Here is an 18,457-nt window from a genome sequence, read left to right as displayed (position 1 = left end):
ACCAACTTGCGCTGGTCGTGGGAAAAGCCGACGCAGGACTTGTTCGCGACCATCGATCCCACATTGTGGGTGCAGTGCGGACGCGACCCGGTGGCGTTGCTGGGGGCGGTCAGTCCGGCCCGGCTCGACGAGTTGGCTGACGACGATGGCTTCGTCGCGCGGCTCGACGAGCTCGCAGCGGATTTGAACGACTATCTGACTCGCCCGCTGTGGTATCAGCAGCAAGAGAGCGACGGCGTCGCTATGCCCACCGGGATCGCGTACTTCTCGATGGAGTTCGGGGTCGCCGAGGTGTTGCCTAACTACTCCGGTGGCCTTGGCATCCTCGCCGGCGACCATCTCAAGTCGGCGTCCGATCTCGGTGTGCCGCTGATCGCCGTGGGCCTGTACTACCGGTCGGGCTATTTCCGGCAGTCGCTGACTGCGGACGGCTGGCAGCACGAGACGTACCCCTCGCTAGACCCGCAGGGACTGCCCTTGCGGCTGCTCACCGACGACGGCGGCCATGCCGTGCTGGTCGAGATTGCGCTGCCCGATGCGGCGCAGCTGCACGCTCGGATTTGGGTTGCGCAGGTCGGCCGGGTTCCGTTGTTGCTGCTGGACTCAGACGTCCCCGAGAACGAGCATCCGCTGCGCGGCGTCACCGACCGCCTCTACGGCGGTGACCAGGAACACCGCATCAAACAAGAAATCCTCGCCGGCATCGGCGGGGTGCGAGCGATTCGCGCCTTTACCGCCATCGAAGGGCTGCCCGCGCCCGAGGTCTATCACATGAACGAAGGCCACGCCGGTTTCCTCGGTGTGGAACGTATCCGCGAACTGATGACCGATTCGGGGTTGGATTTCGATACCGCGCTCACCGTCGTGCGCTCCAGCACGGTGTTCACCACTCATACCCCGGTGCCCGCCGGCATCGACCGGTTTCCGGTGAATATGGTGCGCCGCTTCTTCGGCGACAACCCCGATAAGCCCGACGGGCACGCGCTGCTGCCCGGTGTGCCCATCGAGCGGGTCATCGAGTTGGGCGCCGAGGACGACCCGGCCACGTTCAACATGGCCCACATGGGCCTGCGCCTGGCCCAACGCGCCAACGGTGTCTCGCAGTTGCACGGCCGGGTCAGTCGCGCCATGTTCAACGGACTGTGGCGCGGGTTCGACCCTGATGAAGTGCCGATCGGGTCGATCACCAACGGGGTGCACGCGCCTACCTGGGCAGCACCACAGTGGGTGGAGCTGGGCCGTGAGTTGGCCGGCTCCGACTCGTTGAGCGAGCCCGCGACGTGGCGCCGACTGCAACACGTAGATCCCGCGCAGCTGTGGTCGATCCGCTCGCAACTGCGGGCACTGCTTGTCGAGGACGTCCGACTGCGGCTGCGCCGTTCATGTCTCGAACGCGGTGCGTCGGAAGCACAACTCGGGTGGATCTCGACGGCATTCGATCCCGACGTCCTCACCATCGGGTTCGCCCGGCGAGTGCCGACGTACAAGCGGCTGACGTTGATGCTGCGCGATCCCGATCGCTTGGAACGGCTGCTGCTCGACGAGGAAAGGCCGATCCAGCTGATCGTCGCCGGCAAGTCCCACCCGGCCGACGACGGCGGCAAGGCACTGATCCAGCAAGTGGTGCGGTTCGCCGACCGACCCGAGGTGCGCCACCGCATTGCGTTCCTGCCCGACTACGACATGTCGATGGCTAGGCGGTTGTACTGGGGCTGCGATGTCTGGCTGAACAATCCGCTGCGACCCCTTGAGGCATGCGGCACCTCGGGAATGAAGAGCGCGCTCAACGGCGGATTGAATGTATCCATCCGCGACGGCTGGTGGGACGAGTGGTACGACGGTGAAAACGGTTGGGACATCCCATCTTCCGACGGGGTAGCTGATACCAGCCGTCGCGACGACCTAGAGGCCAGCGCACTGTACGACCTGCTGCAGCAATCTGTAGCGCCCAAGTTCTACGAGCGTGACGAACGCGGCGTGCCACCGCGGTGGATCGAGATGGTTCGGCACACGCTGCAATCGCTCGGGCCGAAGGTCCTTGCCTCACGCATGGTGCGGGATTATGTCGAGCGTTACTACACCCCAGCCGCGCAGTCACTGCGCCGCACCGTCGGCGCCGACGGCGGTGCTCCTTTCGACGCGGCCCGTGATCTGGCCGCCTACCGCCGGCGGGCGTTCCAGGCGTGGCCGAGTATCCGCATCACCGACGTCGACAGCACCGGCTTGCCCGATACCCCGGTCTTGGGCTCGAAGCTGACGTTGACCGCGACCGTGCAGCTGGCCGGGCTTCGTCCCGACGAGGTGACGGTGCAATCGCTGCTGGGGAGGGTCGACGCCGACGACAGCCTGCGAGACCCCGTCACGATCGAGATGTCACACACCGGCAGTGCAGGTGCGGGTCGCCAGGTTTTCTCGACGACGACCCCGCTGCCGGTAGCGGGGGCCGTCGGCTACACCGTGCGGGTGTTGCCCAACCACCCGCTGCTCGCGGGGGCCAATGAACTAGGTCTGGTCACGCTGGCCTAACAGGGCTGACTTACTGCGCCGCGAAAGCCTTTGCCAGCTTCAGGATTCGGTTGTTGCCGGCGTCGACGACGTAGACGTTGCCTTGGGCGTCCGCTGCCACGCCGCGCGGGTTGTTGAGACCGGTGAAAGGCAGCGTGGACAGGGTGGTGACCTTGGTGGCGGGATCCGTCTTCAGTTTCAGCACCCGGTTGTTTCCGCTGTCGGTGACGTAGACGCCGTCGGGGTCCGCTGTCACGCCGTGTGGGTTGTTGAGACCGGTGATCGACAGCACCGTCTGGGTGGCGTTGGAGTGTGACGGTAGTTGCAGCACTCGGTTGTTGCCGGTGTCGGTGATCCAAACGTTGTCGTTGCCGTCCACCGCGATTCCGTCCGGTTGGTTGAGGCCGGCGAAGGCGAGCACCTCCGGGGCGTTCATACCGGTCTTCCAATGCAGCACCCTGTTGTTGCCGCTGTCGACGACATAGAACTCTTTGGTCGCCTTCATAACGACACCCTGAGGTGTCCGCAGGCCGCTGAAGGGTCCTATCCACTCGGTGCTGGAGGTGGCTTGCCATGGCGGAGACGGGGCGGACCGCGGAGCGTGTGCCCATAGCACGCGGTTGTTGTCGGCGTCGGTGACGTAGAGGTTGCCGCCGTTGTCGACAGCCACACCAGCAGGGTTGTTCAGGCGGGTGAGCGGCAGCACGCTCTGCGCGTTCGATTTTGCCGATAGTTTCACCACCCGATTTTTGCCGCTGTCGGTGACGTAGACGGCGCCGTTGGGGTCCACCGCCACACCGGCGGGGCGATCGAGGCCGCTGAAAGGCAGCACCATTGTCGGCCCGGCGGGCGGTGCTGGTTGCGAGGATTGCCCCGAAGTCGGTTGTGCCGCACTGGTCGTGGGTGTCGTGCGACTGCTGGGACTGACGGTGCCTTTGCCGCCGCAGGCAGTACCTATCGCGATGATCGCGACGATGCCGGTGATGCGTTGCAAACAACGAGCACAATGAGAGCTCATCGCTGCACCTTATGCTGTCGCGGCGCAAAGTACCCGGCGAGAACACCATTCGCTGGAAGCTGGCGGCTCCCGAAGCCGATGACGTATCGGCGGTGACAGCCGAGCGACGCCGACGCTCAACCGCAACCGAGCGGCGGGCCCAAACCACATTTCCTCACAGAGTGGCTACCCGGCCAACTGCTGCAGGGCGTAGGAGTGGGTGCGACGCTGCCAATGTTGGGCAGCGCCGCTCTGGCTGAGCTGGGGGCAGTTACGCCACCGCGTCTGCGGTCGTCAGCAGCACCCGCCAGCTCGGCGCGGTGATCGGTAGCGTGTTGCTGGTGGTGGTGATCGGGACGCCGGCTCGCGGCGCCGCCGAAGAGGCGCTGCGGCGGGGTTGGGTACTGGCCGCAGTCTGTTTTGCAGCGGTTGCGATCAGCAGCGTGCTGCTAGGTCGCGCCCGCCACCTCAACGCAGCGGCAGACGAGTTCGAGTCCCCACTGAGGGTCGACCCGCCGGCGTCGGGGTCCACGCGCGGCATTGTGTCTCTACCGGCCGAACTTCCGCCGGCCGTGGACGGCGAGGCCGATCCGCTCGGAGCTCTGCCGCTGTTTCGGGGGCTTGACCCGGCCGCACTAACGGAGCTGCGAGACCACGCAGAACAGGTTGAGCTGGAGGCGGGCTCGTACCTCTTCCACGCGCGCGACCCGTCCGATTCTCTCTACGTACTGCGAAGCGGCCGCCTTCAGGTACTCCAAAATGACATGGTACTCAGGGAATTGGGCCGCGGCGAAGTCCTCGGCGAGCTCGGAATACTGATCGATGCGCCCCGCTCCGCGTCAGTTCTTGCCGTGCGCGATTCGACGCTCATTCGGCTCACCAAGGGTGAATTCGAGAAGATTGCCGACGCCGGCGTTTTCGCGGCACTGGTTCGGGTGCTGGCCAGGCGGTTGCACCAGAATCAGCCGCCCACAGTACGGCGCCCGCCATCACCTGCGGTGGTTGTCGCCGTCGTCGGCGTCGACGCCAACGCGCTCGCATCGATGGTGGCCACCGGACTAATCACGGCGTTGTCGGCACGGCTACGGGTAGTGAACCCGGCCGCGTCGACCGCGACGGGTTGGAACGAGCCGAGCGGGCTGCGGACAAAGTTGTGCTGCACGCGGGCACCGATGATGCCGACTGGCGGGAGTTCTGCTTGCGGTCGGCCGACCGTGTCGTGTTGTGGCAGGTGATCCGGCGCCCCCATCCGAAGCGCTGCCTGCGCGAGCAGTCAATGCCGACCTCGTGCTGACAGAACCGCCTGCAAGCCGGGACGACCGGCGCGCGTGGGAGGAATTGATAACACCGCGGTCGCTGCATATTGTCCGTCCGCACACGGGACCGCTGATTTGCGTCCGCTCGCCGCGCGCATCGCGGGCCGCTCGATCGGGCTGGTTCTCAGCGGTGGTGCCGCGCGGGTGTTCGCCCATCTTGGCGTCCTAGAGGAGCTGGAGGCTGCCAGTGTGGTGGTCGACCGATTCGCCGGCACCAGTATGGGAGCGATCATCGCGGGATTCGCAGCCACCGGTAAGGATGCGGCTGCGGTCGACGCGAACATCTACGGGTACTTCATCCGCAGCAACCCGACCAGCGACTACACCCTGCCGAGCAAGGGGCTTATCAGCGGGCGCCGTACGCTGGCCGCCCTATACGGCGCTCGTGACGGGCGGCTGGTGGAGGAGCTGCCCAAGGAATTCCGCTGTGTCAGCGTCGATCTGCTGGCCCGACGGACTGTCGTGCATCGCCGAGGACCGCTCGCCGAGGTCATCGGCTGTTCCTTGCGGGTGCCGGGTCTGTACGCGCCGATCATCTACGACGGCACTTTGCACGTCGACGGTGGCGTGCTGGACAACCTGCCCGTGGGCACGCTGGCGGGCGAGGAGGGCCCATTGATTGCGGTCAGCATCGGCAGCGGTAACGATGCACGCGCGGCCGCAGCGACGGAAAAGCCATGCGCCCCGCGGGTCCCGAGCATCGTCGACACGCTCATGCGGACGATGACTATCGGTAGCGCGATGGCGTCGTCCGAGATGCTCGCGCGAGTCGACGTTGCTATCCATCCCGACACCGGCGGCGTCGGATTCCTCGAGTCACCAAATCGACGTCGCCCGCGAGGCCGGCCGGATCGCAACCCGCGAAGCCTTGCCGCGAATTATGGAGGTGGCGCAGCGCTAGGGCCGAGCGATGTCTTGCGGCGCCGTCGGTTCCGCTGGATAAGGCGTCTCGGACGTTCTGCGCGCGATGACCGGATACACGGTCTCCGTCCCGCTTCGGCCCTTGATTTCGACGGATTCGCCTGTACCCCAACTGAACTGCTCAGCAGCTGCACGGTGCACGCCGCTGGTCGCCATCACCGCTGCCCGTCCTTCGCGACCGGCAATCCCCGATAACCGGAATGCCAGGTTGGTCGCATCGCCGATCACCGCATCGGCTGATCTGGTCATCGCGGCTAATGCGGCCATACCGCGCACCACCCCCCAGCCCATGTGGATCGGCGAGCCGTCCGGGCCGCGCAACGGTAGCTCGGGTCCGAGCTGCTCGACACATTGATTGGCGGCCAGCGCGAAGTCGATCGCCAGCTCGGCCGCATTCGGGAACCTACCTAGCTCCCAGACCGCGAACAGCGCATCGCCGGCGTAGTGGGCAAGCGTGCCGTGGTGGGCCTGCAGAACACCGCCGAGCTGATCCCACAGCCTATGCAAGCTGTGCGCTATGACCCCCTCGTCTGTCACCTGAGAGATCGTCGAGTAATTGACGATGTCTCCGACCACCATCACCATGGCCGCCTGGCTGAACCGGGCCCGCGTGCGCTGCGCAACTTTCGCGGGGACGGCGGTGAACCGCTGCGAGCAGAAGGTAAGTGCCACATCGCCGATCCGAATTTCGTCACCGGGGCGGATCGGCAGCAGAACCGCGCGTTCTAACCGCACTCCGTTGAGCAGCGTGCCGTTACTGCTGGTGTCGATCAGGAAAGCCTGGTCGGTTTCGGCATCGAGCCGGATCTCGAGGTGGGTGCGGGAGATCTCGGGATCATCGATCAGTAACCTGCGTTGTTCGCTGATTCCCGCGCATTCCCTACCGACAAACAGTTGATCGAAAATCGGCACGTTGCGTTTTGAGCCGGCCTCGTCGACGACGAGGTAGCTCAGCGGCTCGCCGGGCTGCCCGCCCGGCACATTGACAAAGGCCGCCATCATCGCCTCGCCGCTAGCCGTCGCCGCGCCCAACACTCGGTGACATGGACGCCGTCCGAGTTCGTTGGTTTCGAACTCGACCGGGCTGATCATACTCGTTAGGGAAACAACTACAGAAGCGCAAGACTAGATAGTCAGCGAGGGGTTTTCTACGCGTAGAACTTCTAATACCCGCGCGATGGGGATGAATGAGCTCCTGCAGGGCCCTTGCGTACCCGGGTCGTTGTCCGCGGTCACTCCAGTGACCTCGATACCAAGAGCTCCGCGGCTGTTGTAGACCGCCCCGCCGCTGTCACCCGGGTGCGCACAGTACGACGCGGTGGTGACATCTTCCATCCACGGATAGCCGGTCACGGTCTGCCGTACCCCCGTAGCTGTCACCGCTCCGCAGTTTGATGTGTCGTGCCGATCACCCACCAGGCAGGCCTCATCACCTACAGCTCCAGCTACGGGATTGTCTGGAATATGTTGCCAGCCATTGCCATACAGCTTTTGGCCGGGAAACATCTCGACCAACGACACGTCGTCATACATGCCTCCACTGGGGACCGTATACGTGCGTTCAAAGCCTACGGCGGTGTAATGGTTTGACGGACTGTAGATCTCGACCTCAGCCCCGCCAGGTTGCTGGTAATGGGTACCTGACTCACTGCGGAAACAGTGCCCAGCGGAGATGAAATACCGTGTGCCTGCGCTATTCCAGGCAGGGAACCCCACGCTGCAGTTGTACCACGAACCGTTCTTGTAGATGTCGTACTGCATTCCAGGCCAAGTCCAATCGGCGTTGGTTGCGGCGTTCGCTTGCGGCACGGCGAGCATCGATAGCGCAATTGCGCATGCAATGGCAACGGCGGCCACCGCTGCGATCATTGCTTTCCTCATCGTCTCGTTCCTAATCTCGTTGCCAGAGGCAATCGGGGCGGGCAGACGTCGGTCTGCCGTTGGTCTGATTAGGGTGCGGCGGACGCCTTGGAGGATTCTCAACGGATTGGCCGTTGCGGGGCTTTCTAACGCATGAGCGGAAACCCCTGCTCAATTTTCGACCGGAAGAAACTGCTCAGAGTTCAACCGGAAGCGACAATGCACAGCACCCTGGACCCGAGACGCCAGGCCGCTCTATCGGACTTGGTCGATGAACGCAACGAGTTGACCGGAAGCTGACGCGCCAACCAAAGATCCGACCCTTTGCAGGATGACTGTATTGCTTGCCGGATCCAAGGTGGTCATGCTCATAAAGGCATATGCTCCCTCGTACCGAGCAACGTTACACAAACACGCTTATCGCGCAGAATCCCCGAGACGGAGAAATGATGAAGAAAAGGCTTCGCCGCTGCGGCCGCCCTCCCCAACGGCCCAGGATGGCGGTGGGAACGAGGATCGCCGTAGTGGCTGGGACTTTGGCCCTCGCCATTGCTCCACCCGCGCAGGCAACGCCCGGTCTGGCTCCCAGGCAACCCGCCGGGCCATGCAGCCAGAATGCGACCCCCCAGAATGCCGAGGAAGTCAGGCAGGCGTGCGCAGCCTGCCTGGCTCCGCTTTACCCGCCGCCCGGCCAGCCTCCACCTACCCCGTATCAGGCAATGCTGATCCCGTGGGAGTGTGGTCAACCTGGAGCGTACGACCCCGCGCAGTATCCGTACCTCCAGGGCGCCCCGGGCAATCAGCAGCGATGAGAAAGTAACACCCGCAAACAGATCAATGACCGCCGCTGCGGTAGTCGCGGCTGGCGTTGCCCTGACACGCGCATGCCGATCCCAACAGGCCCGCGCACATCACTGCCACCGTCAACGGGCAAAGCATTGCCCCGCAAGGTAGTGATAGCCCGGCTCGGGTTGATCCATGATGTCGGGCCCAAGGATCCTCCAAGGCGTTTCCGTCAACGTTGGCATGACTTCACCAATCGGTACCAGTGACAGATCTGCGGCATTTTCCTTCAGGGGAAGAAGACGATGACTCAATCAAGGGACGGCGACTGGTACCCGGATTCCAGCGGCAAGCAAGGCCAGATGAATTGGGATGGCCAGCAATGGCACAAAGGTATTCCTGAGATACCGCGACCGGCTGATCACCCGCTCGTTCAGCCGATCTCGACGAGCCCGCAACCCCGGCACCGTAGGGCGGTGACCGCCGCGCTTTGCGTGGCCCTCGCGGTCCTGGCTGGTGTGGTGGTCCTCGCCGGCTACCTTCTGGTGCAGCAGTCGAGCCGATCGCAGCCACGAACTGCGCAACCGGCGCTGGCTTCAGAGCGAAGCCCGTCGCTCACAACGTCTTTGGGGCCAATTCCGGCGTCGTTGTACTTCAAGACTTCGTGGGGGACGAGCTGTCAAGTTACGGTGCAACAGGTCACGTGCCAGACGTGTGTGCCGGGACAGGTCATAACCAACGCTTATACGTGTACCGATCCCGCGCCCGAGGTTGCCATCAACACCGCGGGCATGGTCAATCACAATCCTGGTGACATCGGATCGTCTCCCGATACACAGCAGCTCGCCAACGGCGAGTCTTATCACGCCAACGGCTGGACGATCGTGGTTAGTGGCGGTTGGGCGCGATTCATCAACGACACGACCGGTCACGGAATGGCCGTCGCCCCCCAGAACTTTAACTCGTTCTGACATGACTCATACAACAGGAATCAGCATGTGGAAGACCACGCTCGCCATCGCAATGGAAAAAGCCCGAACCTGTCCGGCGGCCCCAGGAAGGTGTCAGACTGCTCTGAGGAAGGACCGAGATGAGGAGAATTGCACTAGCAGGGCTGGGCATCGCCGCGCTGACTCTTGCACCACTGGCAAGTGCAGATCCCACGCCAGGACACGACACGAAGGTGAACACTCGCACCCCAACGATGCTCTGTGAGATCGGCTCTGATGATGCAGATCCGGGGATCGGCCCCAATGTGATCTGCCAGGGGAGTTTCGTCGGCGCCCCGGCGGGCGACGATCAGGCCTTCGTCACTGCGTCAGGGAAGTTCAGCTACCGAAGTGCGAACATCGGCATCGGCGACAACCATGCTCCTCTCGACACCCTCGTCCCCGGCCAGACGTATCACATCCAGGGCTGGACGGTCGTGGCGCGCGGCGACGGCATTCGCTTCACGAACGCCGGCACTGGACACGGCATGCTCATCGGCAGCGATACCACCGTCCATCCGTTCTGATTCGTACGCGTGGACAGGTTCCGCTAGCTAGAGCTGAAATCGCCTGTTCGACAGGGCGTTACCGCGGTGGTGGTTTCTAGTGATCGCATTGTCCGGTGGGCAATTCCGCCATATGGGAAGTCAACCACTTGCTTACTTCGGTGAGTTCTTGCATGCCGTCGTCGAACGATCCCGTTGCCGGCTCTGTAGCCACCGCAACGGCGGTCAGGCCGGTCGGCGTCTTCAGCACCCCCAGCTGCCGCACCAGATACCTACCCGCGGGTGAGGGGCCCCACCCACCTTTGAACCGGGTATCCGGGATTACCCCAAGCCCCCAACGCTGATCGGCCTCTATTTGACCCATCAGCGCGAAGATCGGTGCGCTGGCGTTGTCGCACACCGCTGCCGCGGTGAACCGGACCTGATTGGTCAGCGACCAGATCGTCTGGCCGAACGCGGTGAACGGGGGTCGCTTCTTCTGCCACTCCACGGTCGTCGGATCACCGTATTTGTTCAAGACGACTTCGACTTTGTGCGCTGCCGTGACGGAATTGCCGCCCAGGTCGTCCCAGATCGACTCGGCGGCCGCGTTGTCCGACGCGGTGATGGCGGCCCGCATCGCGTCGGTGACGGTTGGTGGGTTTTCTTCACCCAACGCGGTAATGGCCACCGGGACTTTCATCGTCGACCACGCGGGTCCGCTTGTCCAGTCGCCGAAGACGAGCTGCTTTGGGTTGGCGCCGACGGCACTGATGGCGATACCCATCTTGGCGTGCAGCTGGTTCTCCAGCTGAGTGAACTCTGCGCCCAGCGACGTGGCTGCGCCACTCAGAGCCGATCCGGGCGCGGGTGGTGTTGTGGGCGCAGCGGTGTGATGCACCGCTGGGTTCGGGGCCGGCGACGTGGACGCAGGAGCTGGATGATGGTGCCTGGCAAATACACAACTTGTCAGGACGATGCAGACCGCGGCTAAGAGGGTGGTAGCACAGCCTCGTCTGACGCTATTGCCGTAACTACCGCGCATGGCCGTCGGTCCTCGGTCGGCAGAGGACGCTCGAAGACTGCTGCGACATGCTGTTCGACGATCCTTCCCAAACCGTTTGCTGTCAACGATTCCCAGTGTCGTGTTGCATTACCCGCAGCGGTGATGGTCGTACTCGTTTCAGGTACCAGACGCCTTTCCGGTGAGATACGCGACTATCCCGTCGGTGACTGCTGCGGCATATTTGGCCCGCCCATCGGCGCTTTGCATCTGCGCGGCATCTTCGCCGTTTTTCATGTTGCCGAGCTCGACCAGAACCGCCGGATACTGCGACAGATTCAAGCCTGCGAGATCGGCGCGGCCGTACAGACCGTCAGATCCGATATAGGTAGAAGGTTGAAGACCCGATGCTCGCAGTGAATCGCGCATCGCGTGCGCGAGTTGCACCGCTGGCCCGGTCTGCGCCTCGTTCAGCGGCGGATTGGAGTAGTTCACGTGAAATCCCCGACCGGTAGCCGGTCCACCGTCGGCGTGGATGCTGACGATCGCATCCGGATGCATCGCGTTGGCAAGCGCGGCGCGTTGATCAACGCAGGGCCCAACTGAATTGTCGTCATCCCTGGACAACTGTGTCCGTGCACCAATCTGGTTGAGTGCATCGCGGATACGCAGAGCGACGTCCCAGTTAAGCGCATGTTCGGGGTAGCCGTCATTGGTCGCGGCGCCCGTCGTGTTGCATTGCTTCGTACCGCCCCGGCCGTTTGGAATTTGGCGGGCTATCGAGGAGTCGTAGCGGCTGTTGTGGCCCGGGTCCAGAAAGACCGCCATGCCGGCGATGTTGACAGCCGAGGCCTTCGGTGCGTTAACCATTGCCGTCGACACGAGGTTCAATATCAGCAGCGCCACACCCACGTGCCTCACGCCTTCCAGCCGCGAAAACAGATCGCGGTCTGCGGTACTCAAGCGTTGAGGGCGAATTGGGCGCGCCACGGTGGTAGCAATCAACGATGGGAGCCGTCGGTTCCAGCCGTATACCATTGCAATCGTTGTGAATTTCCTGCTAGTAGAGGTACACCTTGGCGTCATTGCCTCCGGTGCACGTTATCCAGGGGTCGTTGCCATTCGCAACGCAGGTCATGATGAAGTCGTTGCCGGAGCATGGGATGGGGGTACTTGCGTGCGCATTGACATCAGGGCACGGCACCGTACCTCCAGCGATAACCTCACGCGAGTCACGGCTCGGCGAGGGATAGGTGTTCCAATAGGCCTGCAGGACATTGTTCGCGAATAGACAAGAAGTTCCATCGGTACCGCGTCCGGAGTTGGTCGCCCACCCTGAACGGTCCGACCGGTGATACCCGTTGGAACAGCTCACACCGTAAGAGTCCGGCGTCTGCACCAAATCAGGGGGAGGCACCGACGCAGTCGGAGTGTTCGCAGAACTCGTCGTCGAGGTGGCGTATGAATCGGACGGGTAAGCCGAAGCTTCAGAACTGGTTGCCGGTGCGCTTGATGGTGAGAAGTTGTTCTGATTAGCAAGCACAACCACCAACACAACTACCGCGGCCACAACCAAACCCGCCAAGCCGACGCCGATCAAAAGGGGTGTCCTCGATGAGCTTGGTGCTGGTTGCGGCCATGCCGGCGGAGGGGGCGGCGGTGGCTGTGGCGGTGGTGGGGTTGGCGGTCTGGAGGGCGGGGTGGATGCTGGTGGTCGGGAGTGCACGACCGGCGTTGGCGGTGGCGCCAGCGCGATGTTGCTGGGTGATGCTGTAACCGCGGCTGCGGTCTTTTGATGGTGCTGGGCGTGTTCGATGGCGTGGCCCAACACATAGGTCCACGCTTCGGGCAGCGGGCGGCTGTGCGCCTGACCGGTCAATGTGTCGGTGATGGCTTGGCGCAGCAGATTTGGTGTGGCGGCAGGGATGTGGTGAGGATTTTTGGTGTCGTGGTCACCGGCCAGCAGCCGCAAAGCCAAAAGCCCCAGCTTGTAGGCATCGGTGTAGATGGTGGCCAGCTCCTCACCAGAGGGTGCGTCCCATCCCGGCGTTTCCATCTGGGGCAGCGCCGACACACCGTTGATGCGCATCGCGTCGCAGTCGATGAAATAGATCGCTTCATGCGGGGTCAGCGAGAACAGCAAGTTCTTCGGAGAGATATCCCCCACGCACACACCGTGTTTGTGGATGAACGCCAGCGCTGAAGCGGCCTCGCGCAACAACGTATAGCGTTGTACGTCATCGAGTTCGATGCCGCGGGCCGCCAAAACCGAGGAATGATTGAGCAAGTGCTGAAACTCCGCGGTAGTCCTCGACACCCCTTTGACCGTGGTCAGCTCGAGAAAGAACGCCTCGGGGATGGCAGGCATCACGAATCCCGTTGGCGCCCCGGCATCTTCGACCAGGGCACACGGCCACGCGGCACACGAGATCAGCCGCTCAGCCTGGGCATACGACAGCGACTCCTCCACCAGGGCGGGCATGGCGGCCAGCGCGGTGAAATCAATCCCGGCGCGAGTCTGAGGTTTGTATTCCTTATAGACCATCGACGACGCGAACTTGGTCTTCACATTGGGCGCCTGATAAACCACCCCCTGACCACCCTGACCGATCTTGGTCAACGCACCCAACTTCTCACGCTTAATCACCTGGCGGGGCTTTCCAGATTTCCCACCGTGTTGTGAAGGCGGGGAGTCAGCCGGCTCTGGCTGAGCTGTGTCGGCTTCAGTTGCGGGGCGGATGGACTCGGCAAGCAAGGTGGGAGCGCTGGGCGGTTGTGACGTGGCGGTAGTCAGGGCTTGCTGGGCGGCGGAGGCCAGTTCTCGGGCGGTCTGGTAGCGCTGGTCGGGGATTTTGGCCATGCCCGTTGCGATCACGTCGTCAAAACCGGCCAGGATGGCTGGGTTAAGACGACTGGGTTTGGGCGGGTCTAATGTCAGATGCCCGCCGACCTGTTGTTCCATGCTGTCGCCGGGGAAGGGCTGTACGCCGGTCAAGCATTCATAGAGCACACACGCCAGCGCGTAGACGTCGGAGCGAGCATCGGCAGTGCCGGTGGTGAAGCGCTCCGGAGCCATGTAGGCCCAGGTGCCGACCACCATCCCAGTGCTCGTCAGTTTGGTGGCCGCGGCGTCGTGAGCGATACCGAAGTCGATCAGATAGACAAAATCGTCAGCGGTCACCAGCGCGTTCGACGGTTTAATGTCCCGGTGCACCAACCCCACCGTGTGCGCGGCGTGCAACGCAGCAGCCAGTTGCGCGATCACATGCACGCTCCGTTGCGGGCTCATCGGCCCGTCATGCGCCAGCAAACCTTGCAGGTCGACTCCGTCGATAACCGGCATCACCAAATAGAGCTGACCGTCGACTTCCCCGGTGTCATAGATCGGGATGATGTGCGGCTCAGTCAGCCGGGCTGCGGTATAGGCCTCGCGGCGAAACCGTTCCCGATAACCGGGCTCGGCGCTTAGCTCGGTGGGCAGCACTTTGATCGCCACATCACGGCCGATCACGCTGTCATGAGCCTTATACACCTTGCCCATGCCGCCCTCGCCGATCAACGCGATCAGCCGGTATCGCCCGAACACCACCTCATCCACTGCGGCCTCCCATCACCGCACCCCCGCTGGCCGATGCTAGCGAACTGGCCGCGTGCTCATGGTCAATTCGCCAACAAGGCGGGCCGCAGCGCGGCATCCCCATCACGTGCTGCCTTTCAGCTGCCGCACAGCGCGGCATTGGAGCCGCAGAAGAGTCCGATGTTCTTGCCTCCCACGGCCCACTGAATGGTGTCCTGCTCGCCCAGCGTGGCTGCGACCGGTTCGCCTACCGGGAACTGTGGGTCTGAGCTGGCGGTGACAGTCCCACTGGCCGTGCCATTGGAGACCTTCGTCAGCGTGAAATCCAATGTGTTGTAAGGCATGTCAGCCATTGAACAGCTCGCGCAGGCCATCATGTAGTGGTAATGACCGTGGCCGGTGCTCTCGATCACGACACTTTCCCGCATCCCACGCCACTCCCGCGCGAACGGGGCCAGCCCCGAGAGGTCGGCGCTGGGGGCGGCGGCCGAAGGAGCTGCCTGTGATGAAGGCGGCCTGGGTTGCGCGATGGACGCCGAAGGGGGCGCGGGTTGTGCCGTTGGAACTGAGGAAGCCGGTGCGGGTTGGGCGGGTGAGGTTTGCGACCGGTGCGACTGCTTGAGCAGCAGGTATCCGGCGATAGCGACGACGCCAACCAGGAGCGCGACGGCCGCGCACAGCGCGGTGATCAGGGCCGCATGCCGCTGGGGGTGCGGAGCCGTTGACACTTCCTGGGCGGGCGACTGGTCAGCCGGCGTCGTCTCGGGGATGTCTTTATGCCACTGCCGGCCATCCCAATACATGAGGCCGGGCTTGCCGCTGGGATCCGGGTACCAGTCTGCGCCCGGTGGCTGAGTTGTCATCTTCTTCTCCTTATGGGAGACGTCCAGGATCGGGTTGCGGGTTAGTCACTCGCACCGATTGGTTGAAGTCACGGCAACGTTGGCGGAAATGCCTTGGAGGATCCTTGGCGCGCCAAGGTCTCCTTGGCCTGTTTTCTTGGCCATACTGCGACGAGAGTCCTGTCGTCGTCGAACGTCTCGCGGCTGAAGTCCACCGCGTGGGCGAATTCGATCAGCGAGGGCACCGACGGCTTGGTCAACACTTCACGAAACAGGTCGCCCACCCCGCCTTGTCCCTTGCCCAGGGGATCACCGATTCCGTCGGTGCCGATCAACAGCACGTCGTCGCTTGCAATGTCGATCACTTGGGGTGTCACTTCGGTTGGCACGCGCGGTAATCCAACCACTGCCGATGACGCAATCCCAGACGCTGACACTGTCTTGCCGGCGAGGACCTCGACGAATCGTCCAGCGGAGAGCAACCAGGCAGGCGAGTCACCGGCACCCACCAGGTAGGCGCGCAGGGTGCCCGTGCCGGTGGGCTCGATGACCGCGCACACCAAAGTTGTCGCGAGTTCCTGCTCGGCGCGCACCGGATCGGGCGCGTCAAGTCCTAGAAGGATTTGGGCTCGCTCGCTGAGCGCCCATGCGGCGCTTTTGAGAAGGGCCAACCAGTCGGTGTTGGCGACGTCATCGCCGAGCTGGGAGTGCAGCCATTCGGCGGCTTGCTTGATGGCGGTGCTCGCACCGATATGTGATTGTGGTGCCCCCGAAACCCCGTCGGCGACAAGCGCAATCACGCGTCCGTCGGCCAGATGATGCAATGCGAATTCATCTTGCCGTGGTGCGCCGTTGTAGCGGTGAAGGTGTCCGCGCTGCGACACTCCGCGCACAATTATGAGATCGGTGGACCACCCATCGATCACCACATCGGGACGAAAAGGCAGTGAGCAATAGCCCGCAGCCATCGCCGATGGTTCCACCGTCGGCGAGGGAGCTCCGATTGTGATCTGCGGGACGACGGTGGTCCCAACGACCTCGGCAACGCTTGAGACATCGGGGGCCGATGCGCTTGTACTAGGTGCTATTGGTTCGGGGGCGGGAGCGGCTCGCCGTACTGTCGGCGGTTGCAGCGGCGCAGCGGCTACCTCGCGGGGTTCCCCGTGTTTTCGGCTGCGCCACGCCACCATGACCGCTCGGACTACACGACGTCGACGGCCAAAGTAAACCCTTCTGGTTTTTCAAATTGCAATTCAGCCGACCCGGACGCCAAGGCCTGCCCGGAGCTGATCACCGATTGCGTCAGCGAGGTAAGGAACTCGGAGATGGCCGCACCCGCGTCCACCCCCCGCGCGGCAACGAAAGCGAAGTGGGGTTTGGTCGCAACCTCGCCGATGACCGCCGCGTCGGCATCCCCGATGCCGAAGGCAAGGATGTTGGGCGCAGCAGGTTGGGCCAGCAAATTTGCTCGAACTGAGCGCCAATCTTCGTTTTCGTTCGGCAGACCATCGGTTAAGAAAAACACCGCCGGACGGTGCACGGTGTAGCCCTGAGCTTTCAGGCTGGGAATGTCCACGCTGATGCGATACGCGAGTTGGTCGAACGCTGCGGCATAGGAGGTCAGGCTCTGGGCTGTCAGCACCGGCATCCCTTGGAGGACACGCAAGTCGGCGGGTTCAAGGTAGGTAAACGCTGTGTCGGAAAAACCGATTACCGACAACCGAACCTTGGCGGCGGCGAACGACTCTCGTTGCAACGCGTCGTGCAGCGAGGCTAAGCCGTTGTTGAGTTCGTCGATGTTGCGGCCCATCGAGCCGGACTCGTCAGCAACGAAGTAAACCAGCAGAATCGATCCTTTAGGCTCCACGACAGGCCACCCCGCTCTCCCCGGAATCATCGGTCGACCAGCTACCCCGTGACCCGGCCGTCAAAGTGTACTGCCGCACTCGTGCAAAAGGGGCTTTTCGCGTGCTATAGCGGGCATCCGGCCCTGGTTAAATCACTCGCGGGTAAAGAACAAAGCTATTGGTCTGCCGTGAGAGCACCCGGCCCTTCGACGACCGACCTGTGTACAGAGCAACCGGAGTTGCCCGATGCGTTCTTTAGGTCCTTCTTCTGGGCGACAATCTCCCGATCTGGACACCATTGCCGGCGTACACAAATTGGGTGGGCTCGCAGTCCGCGCAATGACCAGCGGTCGCCGCGAGTCGATCCTGCGGGCGTTGCACCCGAAGAATCCAATGGAGCAGCCATGGCCGGTGCTGCGCTGTCTTAGTCGGCCCGCGTCTTGCGTGGCGGGCCGTTACGGCGACCCCCCGGGATGGAACTGACGGCTTGGAGGAACCTCAATTGGCTCCTCAGTGCGGGCAGAGCGGCGGGTGCGCAACTCGTCGACGCCAAAGCGGTTGCTGCGGAAGTTCGTGGAATGGCTAACCCGCCTGCTGCTACCGCCGTCAGCGTTGATATCGCGCCCCCGCTTCCAAGGGGCTCTGAACAGTTTCAGGAGCCGCATAGCCGTGCTGATCCCTGGTAGAAGCTGTTGGGTTGCAGTGACTTTCGCATCGAATCGCAACTTTCACCTGTCGCCAGCCAGAGGCGGCGAGGAACCACCAAGAATCTTCCAAGGCGTCCGTGGAAGTTTTCTCACGATCTGCCGCAGCAAAGCTCCCCAGGAAGTGACTTGATCTCACAGAACAGGACTGGTCAAGTCAGCAGAGCGGTAGTCGGGAAGGAAGAAGAAGTAAGAAGCAACAGCCTGGCCATCGGCAGGAGGTTGGCGACGGAGGATCCATAGCCGCTGGGCGTTGGAGCACAGTGGAGCTGGCGCCCATGTAGCGAACCCGTATCTGATCCGGTTTCAACTCGGCGAGAAGTAGCGAATACCACCGCAAACGCAAATAGCGAAAAGTACGATCGTCTTTCTCGATGTACCTCTAATGGATGGGTCGGGGAAGTCCGGAGAATAGGAGGATCCACCCATGACGACACCCAACCAGCCGGGCTGGTACGACGACCCACAGGACCCGAACGCCCAGCGTTACTGGGACGGTCAAGAATGGACACCGCATCGTCAGCGAAAACCAGCTGCGGGGGGGCGCCAGCAGGCATCGCCGCCACCGTCGCCACCGCCGACTCCAGCCGCTGCCGCGCCGACCGGAGCCGCGTCTGCACCCATGCCA

13 protein-coding genes and 1 pseudogene are annotated in these 18,457 nt (G+C 63.1%); 5 read left to right on the top strand and 9 right to left on the bottom strand.

Annotated features, from left to right (window positions below; all coding sequences use genetic code 11):
* A partial coding sequence (gene glgP / locus VFA16_RS07775) for an alpha-glucan family phosphorylase (RefSeq protein WP_324967258.1) occupies window positions 1-2,526 on the top strand: 2,526 nt, incomplete at its 5' end.
* A 10-nt stretch (window positions 2,527-2,536) separates the two neighbouring features.
* Here the strand turns inward: glgP and VFA16_RS07770 are convergent.
* Window positions 2,537-3,523, bottom strand: a complete 987-nt coding sequence (locus VFA16_RS07770; protein WP_324967257.1) for an NHL repeat-containing protein — start codon at window positions 3,521-3,523, stop codon at window positions 2,537-2,539.
* A 135-nt stretch (window positions 3,524-3,658) separates the two neighbouring features.
* On the opposite strand from VFA16_RS07770, the pseudogene VFA16_RS07765 reads away from it, so the two are divergent.
* Window positions 3,659-5,719 (top strand): annotated as a pseudogene (locus tag VFA16_RS07765) (MFS transporter); the annotation flags it as partial.
* Here VFA16_RS07765 and VFA16_RS07760 read toward each other — a convergent pair.
* Together VFA16_RS07760 and VFA16_RS07755 are read right to left on the bottom strand one after the other, a co-directional pair.
* A complete protein-coding gene (locus VFA16_RS07760) occupies window positions 5,716-6,831 on the bottom strand; it encodes an adenylate/guanylate cyclase domain-containing protein (RefSeq protein ID WP_324967256.1) in 1,116 nt (371 codons plus the stop codon). The pseudogene VFA16_RS07765 and the gene VFA16_RS07760 sit on opposite strands and share 4 nt — an antisense overlap.
* A 33-nt stretch (window positions 6,832-6,864) precedes the next feature.
* Entirely contained in the window at window positions 6,865-7,620 is a 756-nt protein-coding gene (locus VFA16_RS07755) for a trypsin-like serine protease (protein ID WP_324967255.1), read from the bottom strand.
* 1,238 nt (window positions 7,621-8,858) lie between these two features.
* Here VFA16_RS07755 and VFA16_RS07750 point away from each other — a divergent pair.
* A complete protein-coding gene (locus tag VFA16_RS07750) occupies window positions 8,859-9,353 on the top strand; it encodes a hypothetical protein (protein WP_324967254.1) in 495 nt (164 codons plus the stop codon).
* Window positions 9,354-9,472: 119 nt separating this feature from the next.
* Complete coding sequence (locus VFA16_RS07745; RefSeq protein WP_324967253.1) at window positions 9,473-9,898, top strand: hypothetical protein; 426 nt, start codon at window positions 9,473-9,475, stop codon at window positions 9,896-9,898.
* A gap of 76 nt (window positions 9,899-9,974) precedes the next feature.
* Here VFA16_RS07745 and VFA16_RS07740 read toward each other — a convergent pair whose 3' ends face one another.
* The 6 genes from VFA16_RS07740 to VFA16_RS07715 form a co-directional block, all read right to left on the bottom strand.
* On the bottom strand, window positions 9,975-10,757 hold the full coding sequence (locus VFA16_RS07740; protein WP_324967252.1) for a hypothetical protein: 783 nt from the start codon (window positions 10,755-10,757) through the stop codon (window positions 9,975-9,977).
* Window positions 10,758-11,039: 282 nt separating this feature from the next.
* Window positions 11,040-11,729: an Rv3717 family N-acetylmuramoyl-L-alanine amidase gene (locus VFA16_RS07735; RefSeq protein ID WP_324967259.1), complete on the bottom strand. Its 690-nt coding sequence runs from the start codon at window positions 11,727-11,729 to the stop codon at window positions 11,040-11,042.
* Window positions 11,730-11,919: 190 nt separating this feature from the next.
* Window positions 11,920-14,457, bottom strand: coding sequence for a protein kinase domain-containing protein (locus tag VFA16_RS07730; RefSeq protein ID WP_324967251.1), 2,538 nt, complete (start codon window positions 14,455-14,457; stop codon window positions 11,920-11,922).
* A 116-nt stretch (window positions 14,458-14,573) separates the two neighbouring features.
* Window positions 14,574-15,299, bottom strand: a complete 726-nt coding sequence (locus VFA16_RS07725) for a DUF2510 domain-containing protein (RefSeq protein WP_324967250.1) — start codon at window positions 15,297-15,299, stop codon at window positions 14,574-14,576.
* A 68-nt stretch (window positions 15,300-15,367) separates the two neighbouring features.
* Window positions 15,368-16,246 (bottom strand): protein phosphatase 2C domain-containing protein, encoded by an 879-nt coding sequence (locus VFA16_RS07720; RefSeq protein WP_324967249.1) that lies wholly within the window; start codon window positions 16,244-16,246, stop codon window positions 15,368-15,370.
* Window positions 16,247-16,479: 233 nt separating this feature from the next.
* Window positions 16,480-17,088, bottom strand: a complete 609-nt coding sequence (locus tag VFA16_RS07715; protein ID WP_324967248.1) for a hypothetical protein — start codon at window positions 17,086-17,088, stop codon at window positions 16,480-16,482.
* A gap of 1,168 nt (window positions 17,089-18,256) precedes the next feature.
* On the opposite strand from VFA16_RS07715, the gene VFA16_RS07710 reads away from it, so the two are divergent.
* On the top strand, window positions 18,257-18,457 hold a 201-nt coding region (locus tag VFA16_RS07710), incomplete at its 3' end, for a DUF2510 domain-containing protein (RefSeq protein WP_324967247.1).

It is taken from the genome of Mycobacterium sp., assembly GCF_035653355.1.
In the GTDB taxonomy this organism is placed as follows: domain Bacteria; phylum Actinomycetota; class Actinomycetes; order Mycobacteriales; family Mycobacteriaceae; genus Mycobacterium.
This window is presented reverse-complemented; position numbering and strand designations above follow the sequence as displayed.

Bases quoted from the DNA above. Each gene is read 5' to 3' on its own strand.
- VFA16_RS07755 (WP_324967255.1), bottom strand. From the start codon at position 7,620: ATGAGGAAAGCAATGATCGCAGCGGTGGCCGCCGTTGCCATTGCATGC.
- VFA16_RS07745 (WP_324967253.1), top strand. From the start codon at position 9,473: ATGAGGAGAATTGCACTAGCAGGGCTGGGCATCGCCGCGCTGACTCTT.
- VFA16_RS07715 (WP_324967248.1), bottom strand. From the start codon at position 17,088: ATGGGCCGCAACATCGACGAACTCAACAACGGCTTAGCCTCGCTGCAC.
- VFA16_RS07760 (WP_324967256.1), bottom strand. From the start codon at position 6,831: ATGATCAGCCCGGTCGAGTTCGAAACCAACGAACTCGGACGGCGTCCA.
- VFA16_RS07770 (WP_324967257.1), bottom strand. From the start codon at position 3,523: ATGAGCTCTCATTGTGCTCGTTGTTTGCAACGCATCACCGGCATCGTC.
- VFA16_RS07720 (WP_324967249.1), bottom strand. From the start codon at position 16,246: ATGGCTGCGGGCTATTGCTCACTGCCTTTTCGTCCCGATGTGGTGATC.
- VFA16_RS07725 (WP_324967250.1), bottom strand. From the start codon at position 15,299: ATGACAACTCAGCCACCGGGCGCAGACTGGTACCCGGATCCCAGCGGC.
- VFA16_RS07735 (WP_324967259.1), bottom strand. From the start codon at position 11,729: ATGGTTAACGCACCGAAGGCCTCGGCTGTCAACATCGCCGGCATGGCG.